General features: G+C 53.9%; 18 protein-coding genes. 13 read left to right on the forward strand and 5 right to left on the reverse strand.

Annotated features, from left to right (window positions below; genetic code table 11):
- Positions 1-269 precede the first annotated feature (269 nt).
- From rsxD to ACX9GU_RS14775, 7 genes are all read left to right on the forward strand, one after another.
- Entirely contained in the window at positions 270-1,355 is a 1,086-nt protein-coding gene (gene rsxD / locus ACX9GU_RS14745) for an electron transport complex subunit RsxD (protein WP_473192042.1), read from the forward strand.
- A 9-nt stretch (positions 1,356-1,364) separates the two neighbouring features.
- A complete protein-coding gene (rsxG, locus tag ACX9GU_RS14750) occupies positions 1,365-1,994 on the forward strand; it encodes an electron transport complex subunit RsxG (protein ID WP_473192043.1) in 630 nt (209 codons plus the stop codon).
- The gene (locus tag ACX9GU_RS14755; protein WP_141132149.1) at positions 1,991-2,692 is read left to right on the forward strand and encodes an electron transport complex subunit E; all 702 of its coding nucleotides are present in this window, start codon (positions 1,991-1,993) and stop codon (positions 2,690-2,692) included. The genes rsxG and ACX9GU_RS14755 overlap by 4 nt, the downstream gene beginning before the upstream one ends.
- Complete coding sequence (gene nth, locus ACX9GU_RS14760; protein ID WP_473192044.1) at positions 2,689-3,330, forward strand: endonuclease III; 642 nt, start codon at positions 2,689-2,691, stop codon at positions 3,328-3,330. Before ACX9GU_RS14755 ends, nth begins: the two co-directional genes overlap by 4 nt.
- A gap of 594 nt (positions 3,331-3,924) precedes the next feature.
- Positions 3,925-5,433, forward strand: a complete 1,509-nt coding sequence (dtpA, locus tag ACX9GU_RS14765; protein WP_074031407.1) for a dipeptide/tripeptide permease DtpA — start codon at positions 3,925-3,927, stop codon at positions 5,431-5,433.
- 293 nt (positions 5,434-5,726) lie between these two features.
- Positions 5,727-5,879, forward strand: coding sequence for a Hok/Gef family protein (locus ACX9GU_RS14770; RefSeq protein WP_059200725.1), 153 nt, complete (start codon positions 5,727-5,729; stop codon positions 5,877-5,879).
- A 391-nt stretch (positions 5,880-6,270) separates the two neighbouring features.
- Complete coding sequence (locus tag ACX9GU_RS14775) at positions 6,271-6,423, forward strand: Hok/Gef family protein (protein ID WP_059200725.1); 153 nt, start codon at positions 6,271-6,273, stop codon at positions 6,421-6,423.
- Between the two features lie 93 nt (positions 6,424-6,516).
- On the opposite strand, the gene ACX9GU_RS14780 is transcribed toward ACX9GU_RS14775, so the two are convergent.
- The gene (locus tag ACX9GU_RS14780; RefSeq protein ID WP_473192045.1) at positions 6,517-7,080 is read right to left on the reverse strand and encodes a helix-turn-helix domain-containing protein; all 564 of its coding nucleotides are present in this window, start codon (positions 7,078-7,080) and stop codon (positions 6,517-6,519) included.
- Between the two features lie 111 nt (positions 7,081-7,191).
- On the opposite strand from ACX9GU_RS14780, the gene ACX9GU_RS14785 reads away from it, so the two are divergent.
- Positions 7,192-8,376: a benzoate/H(+) symporter BenE family transporter gene (locus ACX9GU_RS14785; protein ID WP_473192046.1), complete on the forward strand. Its 1,185-nt coding sequence runs from the start codon at positions 7,192-7,194 to the stop codon at positions 8,374-8,376.
- A gap of 6 nt (positions 8,377-8,382) precedes the next feature.
- Here the strand turns inward: ACX9GU_RS14785 and ACX9GU_RS14790 are convergent, their stop codons facing one another.
- Positions 8,383-9,237, reverse strand: a complete 855-nt coding sequence (locus ACX9GU_RS14790) for an aminoglycoside phosphotransferase family protein (RefSeq protein ID WP_473195192.1) — start codon at positions 9,235-9,237, stop codon at positions 8,383-8,385.
- A gap of 126 nt (positions 9,238-9,363) precedes the next feature.
- Between ACX9GU_RS14790 and ACX9GU_RS14795 the strand changes: the two genes are divergently transcribed.
- Positions 9,364-9,741, forward strand: coding sequence for a RidA family protein (locus ACX9GU_RS14795; RefSeq protein WP_098931222.1), 378 nt, complete (start codon positions 9,364-9,366; stop codon positions 9,739-9,741).
- Between the two features lie 11 nt (positions 9,742-9,752).
- Here ACX9GU_RS14795 and ACX9GU_RS14800 read toward each other — a convergent pair whose 3' ends face one another.
- Both ACX9GU_RS14800 and ACX9GU_RS14805 read right to left on the reverse strand, forming a co-directional pair.
- Positions 9,753-10,133, reverse strand: coding sequence for a nuclear transport factor 2 family protein (locus ACX9GU_RS14800; protein ID WP_473192047.1), 381 nt, complete (start codon positions 10,131-10,133; stop codon positions 9,753-9,755).
- A gap of 31 nt (positions 10,134-10,164) precedes the next feature.
- Positions 10,165-10,476, reverse strand: a complete 312-nt coding sequence (locus tag ACX9GU_RS14805; RefSeq protein ID WP_065686127.1) for a hypothetical protein — start codon at positions 10,474-10,476, stop codon at positions 10,165-10,167.
- Positions 10,477-10,663: 187 nt separating this feature from the next.
- On the opposite strand from ACX9GU_RS14805, the gene ACX9GU_RS14810 reads away from it, so the two are divergent.
- From ACX9GU_RS14810 to gstA, 4 genes are all read left to right on the forward strand, one after another.
- Positions 10,664-10,933: a hypothetical protein gene (locus ACX9GU_RS14810; RefSeq protein WP_473192048.1), complete on the forward strand. Its 270-nt coding sequence runs from the start codon at positions 10,664-10,666 to the stop codon at positions 10,931-10,933.
- Between the two features lie 143 nt (positions 10,934-11,076).
- Positions 11,077-11,340 carry a YjbD family protein gene (locus tag ACX9GU_RS14815; protein ID WP_021178074.1) on the forward strand — a complete coding sequence of 88 codons (264 nt, stop codon included), beginning with the start codon at positions 11,077-11,079 and terminating at the stop codon, positions 11,338-11,340.
- 357 nt (positions 11,341-11,697) lie between these two features.
- On the forward strand, positions 11,698-12,579 hold the full coding sequence (gene dapA, locus ACX9GU_RS14820) for a 4-hydroxy-tetrahydrodipicolinate synthase (RefSeq protein WP_473192049.1): 882 nt from the start codon (positions 11,698-11,700) through the stop codon (positions 12,577-12,579).
- A 97-nt stretch (positions 12,580-12,676) separates the two neighbouring features.
- Complete coding sequence (gene gstA, locus ACX9GU_RS14825) at positions 12,677-13,279, forward strand: glutathione transferase GstA (RefSeq protein ID WP_021178076.1); 603 nt, start codon at positions 12,677-12,679, stop codon at positions 13,277-13,279.
- A 55-nt stretch (positions 13,280-13,334) separates the two neighbouring features.
- Here gstA and tyrS read toward each other — a convergent pair whose 3' ends face one another.
- Positions 13,335-14,609 (reverse strand): tyrosine--tRNA ligase, encoded by a 1,275-nt coding sequence (gene tyrS / locus ACX9GU_RS14830; protein WP_024529915.1) that lies wholly within the window; start codon positions 14,607-14,609, stop codon positions 13,335-13,337.
- Positions 14,610-14,668 lie beyond the last annotated feature (59 nt).

A 14,668-nucleotide genomic window follows, 5' to 3' on the forward strand; every position in this document is an offset into this window, starting at 1 on the left:
GCTCAGGATAGTAACCTACGTTAATTATATGAAAGTTGTTATTCCGTGCGCAAAGCAGTCCAAAAATAGCAGCTCGATCATCAGTATGACAACCTATACTGCACGTTTTACATCCAGCCTGGCTTTTCCTCACCGCAAAAGCTGAATATCCTTATGATTAGCACGTATTACCCGGCATATGATTGAGGTAGAATGCAGCGCTGTAATTTCCCCCGGTGCCCGCACCGTGAATGCACTGATTAACATGGCAACGAAATGGTAGTTATTCTATGAAGTTCAGGCCGGTACAACAGGCAGCCCCCAAGGGCTTACACATCGCCAGCTCTCCGTTTACCCATAACCAGCAAAGCACCAGCCGCATCATGCTTTGGGTGATGCTGGCCTGCATTCCCGGCATGGCCGCACAGTGGTGGTTCTTTGGCTATGGCAACCTTATTCAGACCGCGCTGGCCATGATAACCGCCCTCGGGGCCGAAGCCGCCATTCTTGCGCTACGTAAACAGCCGGTCAAGGCTCGGCTGGCAGATAATTCCGCCCTGCTCACTGCGCTGTTGCTGGGCATTAGCCTGCCACCGCTGGCTCCCTGGTGGATGATCGTTATCGGCACCTTTTTCGCCATTGTGATCGCCAAACAGCTGTACGGCGGGCTGGGGCAAAACCCTTTCAACCCGGCCATGGTGGGTTATGTGGTATTGCTCATCTCCTTCCCGGTACAGATGACCAGTTGGTTACCGCCTGAAGAACTACGTGCGACCGCCCTGACCCTGCCGGATACCCTGCTAGCTATTTTCAGCGGCCACACCGCCCAGGGGGCCACTCTGCACGAATTGCAGATGGGCGTCGATGGCATCAGCCAGGCCACGCCATTAGACGGCTTTAAAACCGGTCTACGCAGCGGTCACTCGGTCGAGCAAGTGCTCCAGCAACCGTTGTTCGGCGGCACCCTGGCCGGTATCGGCTGGCAGTGGATTAACCTGGGCTTCCTGCTCGGCGGCCTGTTTATGCTGGGCCGTAAGCTGATCCACTGGCAAATCCCGTTCAGCATGTTGGCCGTCATTGCCTTGTGCTCAGGATTGGCCTGGACGTTAGACCCTGCCCATCAGGCTTCCCCGTTGATCCACCTGTTTTCCGGGGCCACTATGCTAGGGGCTTTCTTTATAGCCACCGACCCAGTCAGTGCCTCTACCACGCCCAAAGGTCGGCTGATTTACGGTGGCCTGGTTGGCTTGCTGGTCTGGCTGATACGCGTGTATGGCGGTTATCCCGACGGGGTAGCCTTTGCCGTACTGCTGGCCAACATTACCGTACCGTTGATCGATCACTACACGCAGCCACGCGTGTATGGCCACCGTTGAGGAGTCAATATGCTTAATTCCATGAGAAAGCATGGCACCACACTGGCCATGTTCGCCGCGGTCACCACCGGCCTGACCGCCGTGGTGTACCAGTTAACCAAAACTACCATTGCCCACCAGGCGGCGCTGCAACAAAAAGCGCTGCTGGACCAGGTCGTCCCGCCGGAACATTATGACAACGATATGCAGAGCGAGTGCCTGCTGGTCAGCGATCCGGCGTTAGGCAACGGCGCGCCGCACCATCTGTATCTGGCCCGCAAGAATGGTCAACTGGTGGCAGCCGCGTTGGAAACAACCGCGCCAGACGGTTATTCTGGTGCGATCCAACTGCTGGTCGGGGCCGATTTTAACGGCACGGTATTGGGAACCCGCGTAATAGAACATCACGAAACGCCTGGGCTGGGCGACAAAATTGAACTACGTATTACCGACTGGATCACCTTTTTCAGCGGTAAAAAGATCGACGGCCCGGATGATAAACGTTGGGCAGTGAAGAAAGACGGCGGCATGTTTGATCAGTTCACTGGGGCCACCATCACCCCGCGAGCGGTGGTCAATGCCGTGCGTCGTACAGCGTTGTTTATGGAGACGCTGCCGCCTAAACTGGATACCTTGCCTGCCTGCGGAGCCAGCGAATGAGTGAAGCCAAAGAGTTAATCGTGCAGGGGTTGTGGAAAAACAACTCTGCGTTAGTGCAATTATTGGGGCTGTGTCCGCTGTTGGCGGTAACGTCAACTGCCACCAACGCCTTAGGACTTGGGCTGGCCACCACGCTGGTGCTGACCATTACCAACGGTTCCATCTCCGCCCTGCGCCGTTGGATCCCGAGCGAGGTCCGCATTCCGATTTATGTGATGATCATTGCCGCCGCGGTGAGTATCGTGCAGATGTTGATCAACGCCTACGCTTTCGGCCTGTATCAATCATTGGGGATTTTTATCCCGCTGATCGTCACCAACTGCATCGTGGTGGGCCGAGCTGAAGCAGTAGCGGCGCGAAAACCGGTAGGACTGGCATTGATCGATGGTATGGCCATCGGGCTAGGCGCCACCAGTGCCATGTTTGTGCTGGGCTCGCTACGCGAGCTGATTGGTAACGGTACGCTATTTGATGGCGCTGACCTGCTGCTGGGCGGTTGGGCCAAGGTGTTGCGCATTGAGATTGTCCATTTCGACACCCCTTTCCTGCTGGCCATGCTGCCACCAGGTGCCTTTATCGGTCTGGGCTTGATGCTGGCAACCAAATATCTGATTGACGAAAAAATGAAGGCGCGTAAAGCCAAGGCCTTGGCAGTTGAACCTAACATGGAACAGGGACACGTAGAGAAAGCGCTATGAATAAAGAGAAACGCCTGGAGATCCTGACCCGCTTGCGGGACAACGACCCGCATCCGACCACCGAGCTGGTGTATACCACACCTTTTGAGCTGTTGATTTCCGTGCTGCTCTCCGCTCAGGCAACCGACGTCAGCGTTAACAAGGCCACGGCCAAGCTCTACCCGGTTGCCAACACGCCAGCGGCCTTGCTGGCGCTAGGGGTAGACGGCGTCAAAGAGTACATCAAAACCATCGGCCTGTTTAACAGCAAAGCCGAGAACGTGATTAAAACCTGCCGTATCCTGTTGGAAAAGCATGGCGGTGAAGTGCCGGAAGATCGCGCAGCACTCGAAGCCCTGCCCGGCGTGGGGCGTAAAACGGCTAATGTGGTGTTGAACACGGCCTTCGGTTGGCCGACCATTGCCGTTGACACCCATATCTTCCGCGTCTGTAACCGCACCCACTTTGCCCCAGGGAAAAACGTGGAGCAGGTAGAGGAAAAGCTGCTGAAAGTGGTTCCCGCCGAGTTTAAAGTCGACTGCCATCACTGGTTTATCCTGCATGGCCGCTATACCTGTATCGCCCGTAAACCGCGCTGTGGTTCATGCATTATCGAAGACCTGTGCGAGTTTAAAGAGAAGGTCTATCCGCTTGATTGAGAGTACCGGGCACGGCGATCCGTGTCTGCGACTCTTCCCTCCGGTTTTTTATCAAAAATGTGACTTCGTGCAGCATTAACCTTGGTGGAACCCGGGATTACGCTACAAACTCGCTGTTTCAGATATTTTCAACCGTAAAATTAGTCAAAAATTGTGGTTAACCTCACGTCTTGACGATCACATCTCATTTACAAACCTCACCACCGATTGGTTCATTTTCAGAAATTTTGCATAACCCAGTTTATGCACAACAAACCAAGGCCTAATCAATCATGAGCATTGGTATGGACTGGATATGGCTAAAATAGCAGAAGATATAACTAAATTAATTCAGGATAGCTTTTAATCAAAACAAAAACTCGGCAAATTTAAAAATGGCAAACGTTAATACTGCATAACATTTGCAACATAGTTGCATAGCGTTGCCTATGTTATATGTAACAGAACATGTCAAAAAGCTTGCCACGTTGACAAAGATAGTGAACATTAACCGCCGGCATTCATCCTATAACAATGCAGAAGTGTGCAGCCCTGTATCACATTCTGCTATTTCCCGTCCTGACAATACGGGTAGTGAAAAAACCAGAGGTACCAGTGTCAACTGCAAACAACAATTCTTCGGAAAACATTAGCCTTAACGCGTTTAAGCAACCTAAGGCCTTCTACCTGATCTTCTCGATTGAACTCTGGGAACGTTTCGGCTACTACGGCCTGCAAGGCATCATGGCGGTCTATCTGGTCAAGATGCTTGGCCTGAGTGAAGCCGACTCGATTACGCTGTTCTCCTCATTCAGCGCGCTGGTGTACGGTTTCGTGGCCATTGGTGGCTGGTTGGGGGATAAAGTTCTTGGCTCCAAGCGGGTGATCGTCTTGGGGGCCATCGTGCTGGCCGCCGGCTACGCCATGGTGGCCTATTCTGGTCATGATATCTTCTGGGTTTACCTGGGGATGGCCACCATCGCCGTGGGTAGCGGTCTGTTTAAAGCCAACCCTTCCTCCCTGCTGTCTACCTGCTATGAGAAAGACGATCCGCGTTTGGACGGTGCATTTACCATGTACTATATGTCCGTCAACATCGGCTCATTCTTCTCCATGCTGGCAACCCCGTGGCTTGCGGCCAAGTATGGCTGGAGCGTCGCCTTCTCACTGAGTGTGGTGGGGATGTTGATCACCCTAGTCAACTTTATGATGTGCCACGGCTGGGTTAAACAATACGGTTCAAAACCTGACTTTAAGCCCCTGCAGGTCAAAAAACTGCTGATGGTGATCGTTGGTGTGGTAGCACTGATCGCGGTTTCCAGCTGGTTGCTGCACAACCAGATTATCGCGCGCTGGGCACTGGCTATCATCTCTGTGGGTATCGTCATCGTGTTCGCCAAGGAAACCTTCGCCTTACACGGCGCCGCTCGTCGTAAAATGATCGTGGCCTTCCTGCTGATGCTCGAAGCGGTGGTGTTCTTCGTGTTGTACAGCCAGATGCCAACCTCACTGAACTTCTTCGCTATCCACAACGTTGAGCACAATATTCTGGGTATCGCTTTTGAGCCGGAGCAGTATCAGGCACTGAACCCGTTCTGGATCATGATGGCCAGCCCTATTCTCGCCGCGCTGTATAACAAGATGGGTGATCGTCTGCCGATGCCGCACAAGTTTGCCTTCGGCATGATCCTGTGTTCCGGGGCGTTCCTGGTGCTGCCGTGGGGCGCAAGCTTCGCCAACGATCAGGGTATCGTGTCCGTTAACTGGCTAATCTTGAGCTATGCGCTGCAGAGTATCGGTGAGTTGATGATCTCTGGTCTGGGTCTGGCCATGGTCGCACAGTTGGTACCACAGCGCCTGATGGGCTTCATCATGGGCTCCTGGTTCCTGACCACCGCCGCCGCCGCGCTGATCGCCGGTAAGGTCGCGGGTCTGACCGCCGTCCCAAGCGACATTAACGATGCGCATGCTTCTTTGGCTATCTATAGCCACGTGTTTATGCAGATTGGTATCGCTACGGCGGTGATCGCCGTGCTGATGATGCTGACCGCACCGAAGCTGTACCGCATGACGCTGGATACCGCAGAAGATACGGCAGCAAAAGCGAAAGCTGCAGCTCTCTAATCTCTGCTGTAACCTGACCTCAAAAACGCCGGAGCCTAGCTTCGGCGTTTTTTTATGGTGCACAGAAAAATTGCGAAACGCTTCGCTATCTGAACAATCGACTACATTCAACAGCATGGGTATTAAGTAGACTGCAGGTGGGTGCTCTGGATCTTTCCGTCTGGAGCATTGGATAAAGGATGGAAAGAGAAAAGCCCCGGACCGATTTACATCAATCCGAGGCCGATCTCACTCCCAAACAAGGTGAGATTATCCTCTAAAATTCCCGAAATCAAGGGACAAGGAGGTTAAGAATGCCGCAAAAACTGCTGGTTTTATGCCTGATCGTTATCTGTGTGACGCTGATCGCATTCACCTGGATAACACGTGATTCGCTGTGTGAGTTACGCGTCAGGCAAGGAACAACGGAAATTGCCGCCATTCTGTCTTGCCTGAAACAGCGGTAAGGCGATCCCACGGATGGGGTTCGCCCCATCCGTAACTTGCTGGGAGACGTTCCGTGAGCACCCTTTTTTGACCTTTCAACACCCGCCAAATCATCCCACACGCTTTTCCATATCACCGCCCCCGATCCCAGCATCAGCATCCGGTGTTGCAGCACGTGCATAGAAAAATTGCGAAACGCCTCCCTATCTAAACAATCGAGTGCATTCAACAGCATGGGTATTAAGTAGACTGCAGGTGGGTGCTCTGGATCTTTCCGTCTGGAGCATTGGGTAAAGGATGGAAAGAGAAAAGCCCCGGACCGATATACATCAATCCGAGGCCGATCTCACTCCCTAACAAGGTGAGATTATCCTCTAAAATTCCCGAAATCAAGGGACAAGGAGGTTAAGAATGCCGCAAAAACTGCTGGTTTTATGCCTGATCGTTATCTGTGTGACGCTGATCGCATTCACCTGGATAACACGTGATTCACTGTGTGAGTTACGCGTCAGGCAAGGAACAACGGAAATTGCCGCCATTCTGTCTTGCCTGAAACAGCGGTAAGGCGATCCCACGGATGGGGTTCGCCCCGTCCGTAACTTGCTGGGAGACGTTCCGTGAGCACCCTTTTTTGCACGTCAACATTCACGGCTACGATTAAATCCGTGGGTAATGGATCAAGTCGTGAATGCGTACCGGCTCTGCGCTGGCATTATGATACGCATGTGGGCAATCCGCCTGGAAACGCATGGCTTCTCCGCTGGCAAGGCTGTACCACTCGCCGTTAATCGCCAGTTCCAGTTGGCCACTGATGACGATGATATGTTCAATCACGCCCGGCTCATGAGCCGAGGATTCACTGAGTGCGCCAGGAGCCAAGTCGATCACAAACATATCAAAACCCAGTTGGCGGTCGAATGGGAACAGCGGTACCACACGCATGTCGGCATTGTCTTGATTGAAAATTGGCAACTCGCCATAACGATGCAGCATAGCCGCCGGTTGCAGCGGCGCCGTTTCCAGAAAGGCAGAGAAAGCCACGTTAAACCCGGTAGCAATTTTCCATAAGGTCGCCACCGTTGGGCTGGACTCACCCCGTTCGATCTGCCCCAGCATAGCCTTGCTGACGCCCGTATTTTCGGCAGCCTGATTAAGGCTCCAACCGCGTTGCGTACGTAATGACTTCAGCGTTTGCGCCAAATGGCTGGCAAGATCCTGCATAGCGGTTCTCCTGATAAACCTGCGACGATTATAGCCCCTTGTGCGCTATAACGCACGATGCTATGCTCCGTCAACTCGTACGTTATAACGCACACAAACTCGGGAGCGGCTATGCGTCCTGCACTCTCATTACGTGATATCTCCTTTTCTGCCATCGTTGCCGGTTTTGTCGCCGTGCTGGTCGGCTATACCAGTTCTGCGGCGATTATCTTTCAGGCCGCTGCCGCCGCAGGGGCCAGCCCGATACAAATTGGCGGCTGGCTGAGCATGCTTGGTCTAGGTATGGGTATTACTTCGTTGGGGCTCTCGCTCTATTACCGTACGCCAATCCTCACCGCCTGGTCGACACCCGGTGCCGCGCTGCTGGTCACCAGCTTGCCCGGTACCCCGCTCAATGAGGCCATCGGGGTATTTATTTTTGCCAGCGGGCTGATCCTGCTGTGTGGTGTCACCGGCCTGTTTGCCAGGTTGATGAACCATATCCCGCAGGCCATATCGGCAGCAATGCTGGCTGGCATATTGCTCCGCTTCGGGTTGGACGCCTTTGCTTCCTTGCAGATCAATTTTTCACTCAGCGCCGGTATGTGTCTGGTGTATCTGATCACCCGCCGCTATCTGCCGCGTTACGGGATCGTTCTGACGTTGCTTGCCGGGCTGATCATCGCGGCGTTTCAGGGTAACATTCATTTCACTCAACAAACGCTGTCCTTCGCCAAGCCGGAATTTATCGCTCCGCACTTCACGCTATCGACGTTGCTGGGCATAGGTATCCCTTTCTTCGTCGTGACGATGGCCTCGCAGAACGCACCCGGCATCGCCACTCTCAAGGCTGGCGGGTATGACGTCCCCACTTCTCCCCTAATTAGTTGGACCGCCCTGACGGCTCTGGTGCTGGCTCCTTTTGGCGGCTTTACGGTGTGTATTGCCGCCATCACCGCCGCCATCTGTATGGGGCCGGACGTACATCCCGATCCCAAGCGCCGTTATATGGCTGCCGTGGCCGCCGGTGGCTTTTATCTGTTAGCTGGGGTGTTCGGCGGTACCATTGGCATGCTGTTCAGCGCGCTGCCGGTAACCTTGATCCATACCATCGCCGGGCTGGCGTTATTAGGCACCATTGCCGGTAGTTTGCAGCGCGCGCTCCAGGATGATAAACAGCGGGACGCTGCGGTGATCACTTTTCTGATCACCGCTTCCGGATTGACTTTGTTAAACGTGGGGGCTGCGTTCTGGGGGCTGATTGGCGGAGTACTGGCTTACGCTATTTTCTCATTACCACGGCGCAAAATGCCTTGAATCACGCTATTGGCTCTCAACGATTGGCAGGATAAATCCGCTATCCCCCTGCGGCAGCGCGATACCCAAGGCACGCGCTGCCAGTTCTGCTACGCGAAAATCGATATCCGCTTGCTCACCATCCTCCAAAAACCAGGCAGCGGAAAGCCCCGCCCAAGCCAGGATCCACTGCAGCAGACGGTAACGTTCCAAGCCAGCCAGCGAGCAAACCTGTTCAACGCGACGATGGAAGATATCGGGATCGGTGGCGACACCGTAATTGGGGTTGCAGAAGATATTGGCGTAATCAAATCCACGCTCGCCATACAGACGCTTGGGATCAATCACTAGCCAGCCGCGTTCGGCAAAATCCAGCACGTTGTCATGGTGAATATCCCCATGCAACACCCCTTGATCCCTTGGGCTGGTCAACAGTTCTGCCGCAGCGGTGGCACTCAAGCGCAACATGCCTCCATGAGCCTGCGCTGCGGGCCATAAGGCGTTAAACCACTGATGCAAGGGGATCAGTTCGGGATAAGGCTCATCTCGTGGCGCATGCAATCGGGCAATGACCTGGCACAGAATAGCGGTTGCCCGTTGGTCTTCACCATTGCGTACCAACTGTGCCAATGACAAAGGCCCCATAGCCCTTTCCAGCAAAATGCCGTCATCATGCCAGGCCAGCACCCGCGCAGCACCTTCCCCACGCCACCAGCACATCAGCAGGCCGCCAAATTTTTCTTCCTGTTCGCGGGCAATTTTCAGCATTGCGGGCATCATTTGATAGCGTACCGGCATCAGCAGGCTGCTGTGGGTTTCAAACGCTGGTCCGTCTGGTTCAAGTTGCCAACGTTGCAGATAAGGAATAAATGCTTGGTTGATCACCCTTATGCACCCTTATTGCGTGAACGATTGCCTTGGATGATAGTATTACCAGGCAGCATCCTGCAAAACTTTCGGCTGCACGCGCTGATGAGTGCGTGCTCTTGGTCATCTCGTGGGGTCATCATGTCATTACTCAAACGTACCAACTATGCAAAATTACCTAAGCCGGGCGGGCCCTATGTGCACGCGGTACGCCACGCCGATACGCTGTACGTCTCTGGCCTGACCGCCTTTGCCACCGAAGCCCAGGGGCAAGCGGTACAAGACCAGGCTCGCGCCATACTGGAACAACTTGCTGCCGTGGCTGCCAGCGAGGGCACCAATCTTAAATCACTGATCAAGATCACCGTTTTTCTGACCGAAATAGCCGACCTGGCCGCCATCCGTGACGTCCTCTTCGACTATCTGGACGGTGCGCTCCCTGCCAGTTCTCTGGTTGCCGTCAGCGCGCTGTTTTCGCCAGATCTCAACGTCGAGATCGAAGCCATTTTGGCACTGTAAGTCAGGGGGCGCTATAACGCGCCCTCATCCAGCTCACACGGCCCAATCTTAAACCAGGCCTTGGCGATCTTCCCTTGCTCAATTTCATAGATGGCAATGATGTCCATCTTCCCGCGTCCCTGTGGAAAATTGCGCGTGACCACCTCTTGGTCTATCACCAAATTCTCCACCACCATACGTTTGATACGCTCACCGTAAAGGCTAGGCTCTTGGAAGCGGGCAAGATGACGCTCACGAATTTCACCTTTACCACGGGCAAGCAGCGTATCCGGATGCTGATAATACAGCGCATCGTCGGCCCAGCAGGCTATAAAGGCGTCGATATCACGGGCATTGTAGGCATCAAGCTGCTGTTGCACGATCTCTTCTGGGCGTACTGTTTTGCTGTTCATCGTAATCCCCTGCATAACGTTGAATCCGAGGTTAAAGCTCGACGATTTTATCAACCTGATGGTGAAACACGTAAGGATCGGAGATCAGCGCGAAGGCTTCATCATCCGGATAAGTTACCGCAACTTGATAGGCTTCACCGGCGAAACATTTGATGGCCTCCAGCGAGGTCCAATAAGTTGCCAGAAAGAAATGCGCATAGTCTCCCTGCACCTCTTGCCTGACAAAAGCACCACGGTTGCCCGCAATCTCTTTAGCATGCTTGACGCCTGTGACATGTAAATGATCGGCAAATCCTTGCCGATGTTGTAGCGGCACGCAGCCGTGCCAGGTTCTGACAATCATCGCCACCAACTGAATATAAAATCGAAAATAGTGAATAAATAACCTACCACGTTTTTGACCGATTTCAATCCGTCAACGCATGATTTTTAAACCGATGCAGAAAGTGACATAACAGCCCTTATCCGCTATGACGCTGCCGGGAATAATCTGCTAATTTAGCAACTGGACTGATTGATGATGAGTGACTATGCAGCAAAAGCCGGTTTTGCACGAAGCCAGACAGTTGAAACGCCTTAACGCCGCAACACGGCGGCAGTCGCACATGTATAAGTGGATTGCCCTGGTGGCAGCGCTGGATGCATTGTTGGTGTTTTATTATGACCGGGATCTGCGTAATGTTTCATTTTCAACCCTGGTGGCCCTGGTTTGCGGCTATCTGTGGATCCGCGATCGCAATAAAGCACGCGGCTATCGGCGTGAGTACGACGACAAATACGGCAACTCTCGCAGCCAATAGTCGTCAGATGATAAAGTTCGATTTGCCCGTTTCCTCAGCGAGCTGCTGAAAGTAGTTTGATCGGCACATTGATAACTACAGAACAATATCTTTGCCATAAATGCTGTACACTGAAAGTCAACTTCACAACACAGGTTGCCAAAATGAAGAGACTAACGCTGAAAGAAATGACAGAAAGCGAACAACGTGAAGTAAAGACCGATCTGGACAGAGCAAGCAAAAACCTCGAGCGCCAGTTGACCAACTCCGAACATAATAAAATTAAAGACGAAGCCATCGATCGCATTATGGCCGCACGTGAAAAGATTGCCAAAGCGACCCGCGCAGAACGCAAAGCCAACCGGGCACAGCCAACAGGTGCCACCTTCAGTTGGACTGCCTCCATCAGCACGCGCCCACATCGTTGATCACAGACCCCGCTTCGGCGGGGTCTCTGTTTGATAAGCCAGATTCATCTACGCCCTGCCATTATTAATATCCCTATTATCATCTGGTTATCCATTGACAGTTAACCGTGACCTGTCCACTATCGGGTGACATTCACAGGTTATGAGATCGCCATGTCCCCTTTCATCCAACAGGCCACACCGCAGCAAACCGCGTTGACCGTGGGTGAAGCTTTGGCGCTTACTTCGAAGAAACAGCCGCTCATTTGACCGGGGCGCGCTGTCCCGTCAGATGAGCTGACTGGATGGTGTGCAACGCGATACCCCTCTCTGGTTTGTTCATCTGACTCCTAGTCGGTCACGCAGCAGGAGTTTTACATGGCTTCATTTTCCGGTATTTGGGTAGCACTGGTTACCCCATTCAATCAGGACGTCGTTGATTTCCCGGCAGTCAAAAGGCTGGCTCAGCATCTGATCGCCAAAGGCGTCGCTGGCGTGGTGGTCTGCGGTTCGACCGGCGAAGCCGCGGCCCTGAGCAAAGAAGAACAGTTGGCGGTGCTGGATGGCGTTCTCGAGGTGGTGCCAGCCCGCCAGGTGGTCATGGGCCTTTCCGGGAATAACATGGCTAGCACCTTGCAGATGCAGCAGGCCATCAACCAACGCGATATCGCCGGTGTGCTGATCCCCGCCCCATACTATATTCGCCCTTCGCAGGCGGGCCTGGTGGAGTATTTTACCCGCCTTGCCGATGCCTCTCGCGTACCGGTGATTTTGTATAATGTGCCTTATCGCACCGGAGCAACCTTTGAGCTGGCAACGCTGCGGCAACTCGCCCGTCACCCGCAAATCAAAGCGATCAAAGATTGTGGCGGCTGCCCTGAGGCCACCATGGCGCTGATCCACGACGGCGAGATCGACGTGCTGACCGGCGAAGACCATCTGATCCTGACCACGCTATGTCTGGGTGGCAGTGGCGCGATTTCCGCTGCGGCACACCTGCACCCGGAACGCTTTGTTGCTCTGGTGGAACAAGTCGCGCAAGGGGATCTGGCCGCCGCTCGCAGCAATTTCTATACCCTGCTGCCGATGATCCAACAGATGTTCAGCTACCCGAACCCAGGCCCGGTTAAAGCGGCGCTGTCGCAGCAGGGGCTGATAAAAAACGAGTTGCGCTCCCCAATGCAAACCGCGCCACAGGCATTGCAGCAGCAGATCGCCGAATTACTGGCGCAGTTGCAACCTCTCACTCTGGTGGAGTAATAAAATATTGTTGGCAAAACCGCTGTAATTTTTCCGGCCTAGGACTAGGATGGGAAGTTAAACCTGCCTGTCCTTCATCACCATCAAGGAGTTTTCGATGAAATTGTTCTATAAAGCTGGCGCCTGTTCCCTGTCCCCTCACATCGTATTACGTGAGGCCGGGTTGGATTTCACCGCAGAGAAAGTCGATTTAGCTCACAAGAAAACCGAAAGTGGTGCCGACTATCTGGCGATCAACCCGAAGGGGCAAGTCCCGGCGTTGGTACTTGACGATGGCAGCCTGCTGACCGAGGGCGTGGCGATTGTGCAATACCTGGCGGATCGCGTACCGGATCGTAACCTGATCCCGGCCGCTGGCACGCTTTCCCGCTATCATGCGATCGAATGGCTGAACTACGTGGCCACCGAGTTGCACAAAGGCTTCAGCCCGCTGTTTAACCCGAAGACGCCAGACGAATACAAAGCGATTGCCCGCGATAAGCTGGCTAGCCAGTTCAGCTACCTGGATTCGGTGCTGGAAAAACAGCATTACCTGTTGGGCCAACGTTTCAGCGTGGCGGACGCGTATCTATTCACCGTGTTGCGTTGGGCGAAGGCGTTACAGTTTGATCTCACGAAGCACGCGCACCTGACGGCTTATTTCGATCGCGTAGCAGCTCGCCCGGCAGTGGCAGCCACGTTGAGTGCCGAAGGTCTATAAAGCCTGAATAAAAGAAAGGGGCCACATTGGGCCCCTTGTCAGTATCAAAAACAGATTATTTCCAGTCAACCAGGCAGTAATGCTTTTTGCCGCGACGCAGCAGCGTGTAACGGCCAAACAGGCGATCGCTGTCGGTAAACAGATATTCCGGATTAGACTGCTTCTCACCGTTGATGGTCACCGCGTTGGAACCGATCATGGTGCGAGCCTGCCCGCGAGAAGGAACCAGCTCTGCATTCACCAACGCCTGTTGCAGATCCGCATCGTTCTCCAGCTTGATAGTTGGCATGCCATCCTGCGCCAACTGCGCAAAGTCCGCCTCGGTCATTTCGTGCAGCGCGCCAGAGAACAGGCTCTGGGTGATGCGTTTCGCCGCGGCCAAGCCCTCAGCGCCATGCACCATACCGGTCACTTCTTCTGCCAGCACATACTGGGCGCGTGGCGCTTTGCCGCTGTTCTTGTCTTCTTCTTCCAGCGCATTAATCTCTTCAATGCTCAGGAAGGTGAAGAACTTCAGGAAGCGATAAACGTCCGCATCCGCGGTGTTGATCCAGAACTGGTAGAATTTGTACGGGCTGGTTTTTTCCGGAGCCAGCCATACTGCACCGCCTTCGGTTTTGCCAAACTTGGTTCCGTCTGACTTGGTGATCAACGGAACCGTCAGGCCGAACACCTGTTTCTGGTGCATGCGGCGAGTCAGGTCGATACCCGAGGTGATGTTGCCCCACTGGTCGGAACCGCCGATCTGCAGCTCCACCTGATGGCGGTTATACAGCTCGGAGAAGTCGAACCCCTGCAGCAGGTTGTAGGAAAACTCGGTGAAGGAGATCCCGGAGTCATCACGGTTGAGGCGCTGCTTGACCGCTTCCTTGTTGATCATCTGGTTTACCGAGAAGTGTTTACCGATGTCACGCAGGAAGGTCAGCACGTTCATGCCGCCAAACCAATCGTAGTTATTGGCCGCAATGGCGCTGTTGCTGCCACAGTCGAAATCGAGGAACGGAGAAACCTGCTTGCGGATTTTCTCGACCCATTCGTTGACCGTTTCCGTGGTGTTGAGTTTGCGTTCGGCGGCTTTAAAGCTTGGGTCGCCGATCATACCGGTCGCGCCACCTACCAACGCTACCGGCGTATGGCCGGCCAGTTGGAAACGCTTCAGGCACAGCAGAGGCACCAGATGGCCCAAATGCAAGCTGTCAGCGGTCGGATCGAAGCCGCAATACAGTGCAATTGGCCCTTGCGCCAGTCGCTCTGCTAACGCTTCCTCGTCCGTCACTTGAGCCACCAGGCCCCGCTCTTGCAGTTGTTGAATCAGGTTGATGCTAGCCATCAATTTCTCCATGTATAAACGAATGCACCTTTGCCGGTACACGGCCTTCGCCCATTGGC

The organism is Serratia sp. K1WW1, assembly GCF_055790865.1.

What these genes read in the sequence shown, in the direction of transcription:
- ACX9GU_RS14775 (WP_059200725.1), top strand. Translation starts at nt 6,271, where the DNA reads ATGCCGCAAAAACTGCTGGTTTTATGCCTGATCGTTATCTGTGTGACG.
- ACX9GU_RS14785 (WP_473192046.1), top strand. Translation starts at nt 7,192, where the DNA reads ATGCGTCCTGCACTCTCATTACGTGATATCTCCTTTTCTGCCATCGTT.
- ACX9GU_RS14800 (WP_473192047.1), bottom strand. Translation starts at nt 10,133, where the DNA reads ATGAACAGCAAAACAGTACGCCCAGAAGAGATCGTGCAACAGCAGCTT.
- tyrS (WP_024529915.1), bottom strand. Translation starts at nt 14,609, where the DNA reads ATGGCTAGCATCAACCTGATTCAACAACTGCAAGAGCGGGGCCTGGTG.
- nth (WP_473192044.1), top strand. Translation starts at nt 2,689, where the DNA reads ATGAATAAAGAGAAACGCCTGGAGATCCTGACCCGCTTGCGGGACAAC.
- rsxD (WP_473192042.1), top strand. Translation starts at nt 270, where the DNA reads ATGAAGTTCAGGCCGGTACAACAGGCAGCCCCCAAGGGCTTACACATC.
- gstA (WP_021178076.1), top strand. Translation starts at nt 12,677, where the DNA reads ATGAAATTGTTCTATAAAGCTGGCGCCTGTTCCCTGTCCCCTCACATC.
- ACX9GU_RS14755 (WP_141132149.1), top strand. Translation starts at nt 1,991, where the DNA reads ATGAGTGAAGCCAAAGAGTTAATCGTGCAGGGGTTGTGGAAAAACAAC.
- ACX9GU_RS14805 (WP_065686127.1), bottom strand. Translation starts at nt 10,476, where the DNA reads ATGATTGTCAGAACCTGGCACGGCTGCGTGCCGCTACAACATCGGCAA.
- ACX9GU_RS14815 (WP_021178074.1), top strand. Translation starts at nt 11,077, where the DNA reads ATGAAGAGACTAACGCTGAAAGAAATGACAGAAAGCGAACAACGTGAA.
- dapA (WP_473192049.1), top strand. Translation starts at nt 11,698, where the DNA reads ATGGCTTCATTTTCCGGTATTTGGGTAGCACTGGTTACCCCATTCAAT.
- ACX9GU_RS14795 (WP_098931222.1), top strand. Translation starts at nt 9,364, where the DNA reads ATGTCATTACTCAAACGTACCAACTATGCAAAATTACCTAAGCCGGGC.
- rsxG (WP_473192043.1), top strand. Translation starts at nt 1,365, where the DNA reads ATGCTTAATTCCATGAGAAAGCATGGCACCACACTGGCCATGTTCGCC.
- ACX9GU_RS14810 (WP_473192048.1), top strand. Translation starts at nt 10,664, where the DNA reads ATGCAGCAAAAGCCGGTTTTGCACGAAGCCAGACAGTTGAAACGCCTT.
- ACX9GU_RS14780 (WP_473192045.1), bottom strand. Translation starts at nt 7,080, where the DNA reads ATGCAGGATCTTGCCAGCCATTTGGCGCAAACGCTGAAGTCATTACGT.
- ACX9GU_RS14770 (WP_059200725.1), top strand. Translation starts at nt 5,727, where the DNA reads ATGCCGCAAAAACTGCTGGTTTTATGCCTGATCGTTATCTGTGTGACG.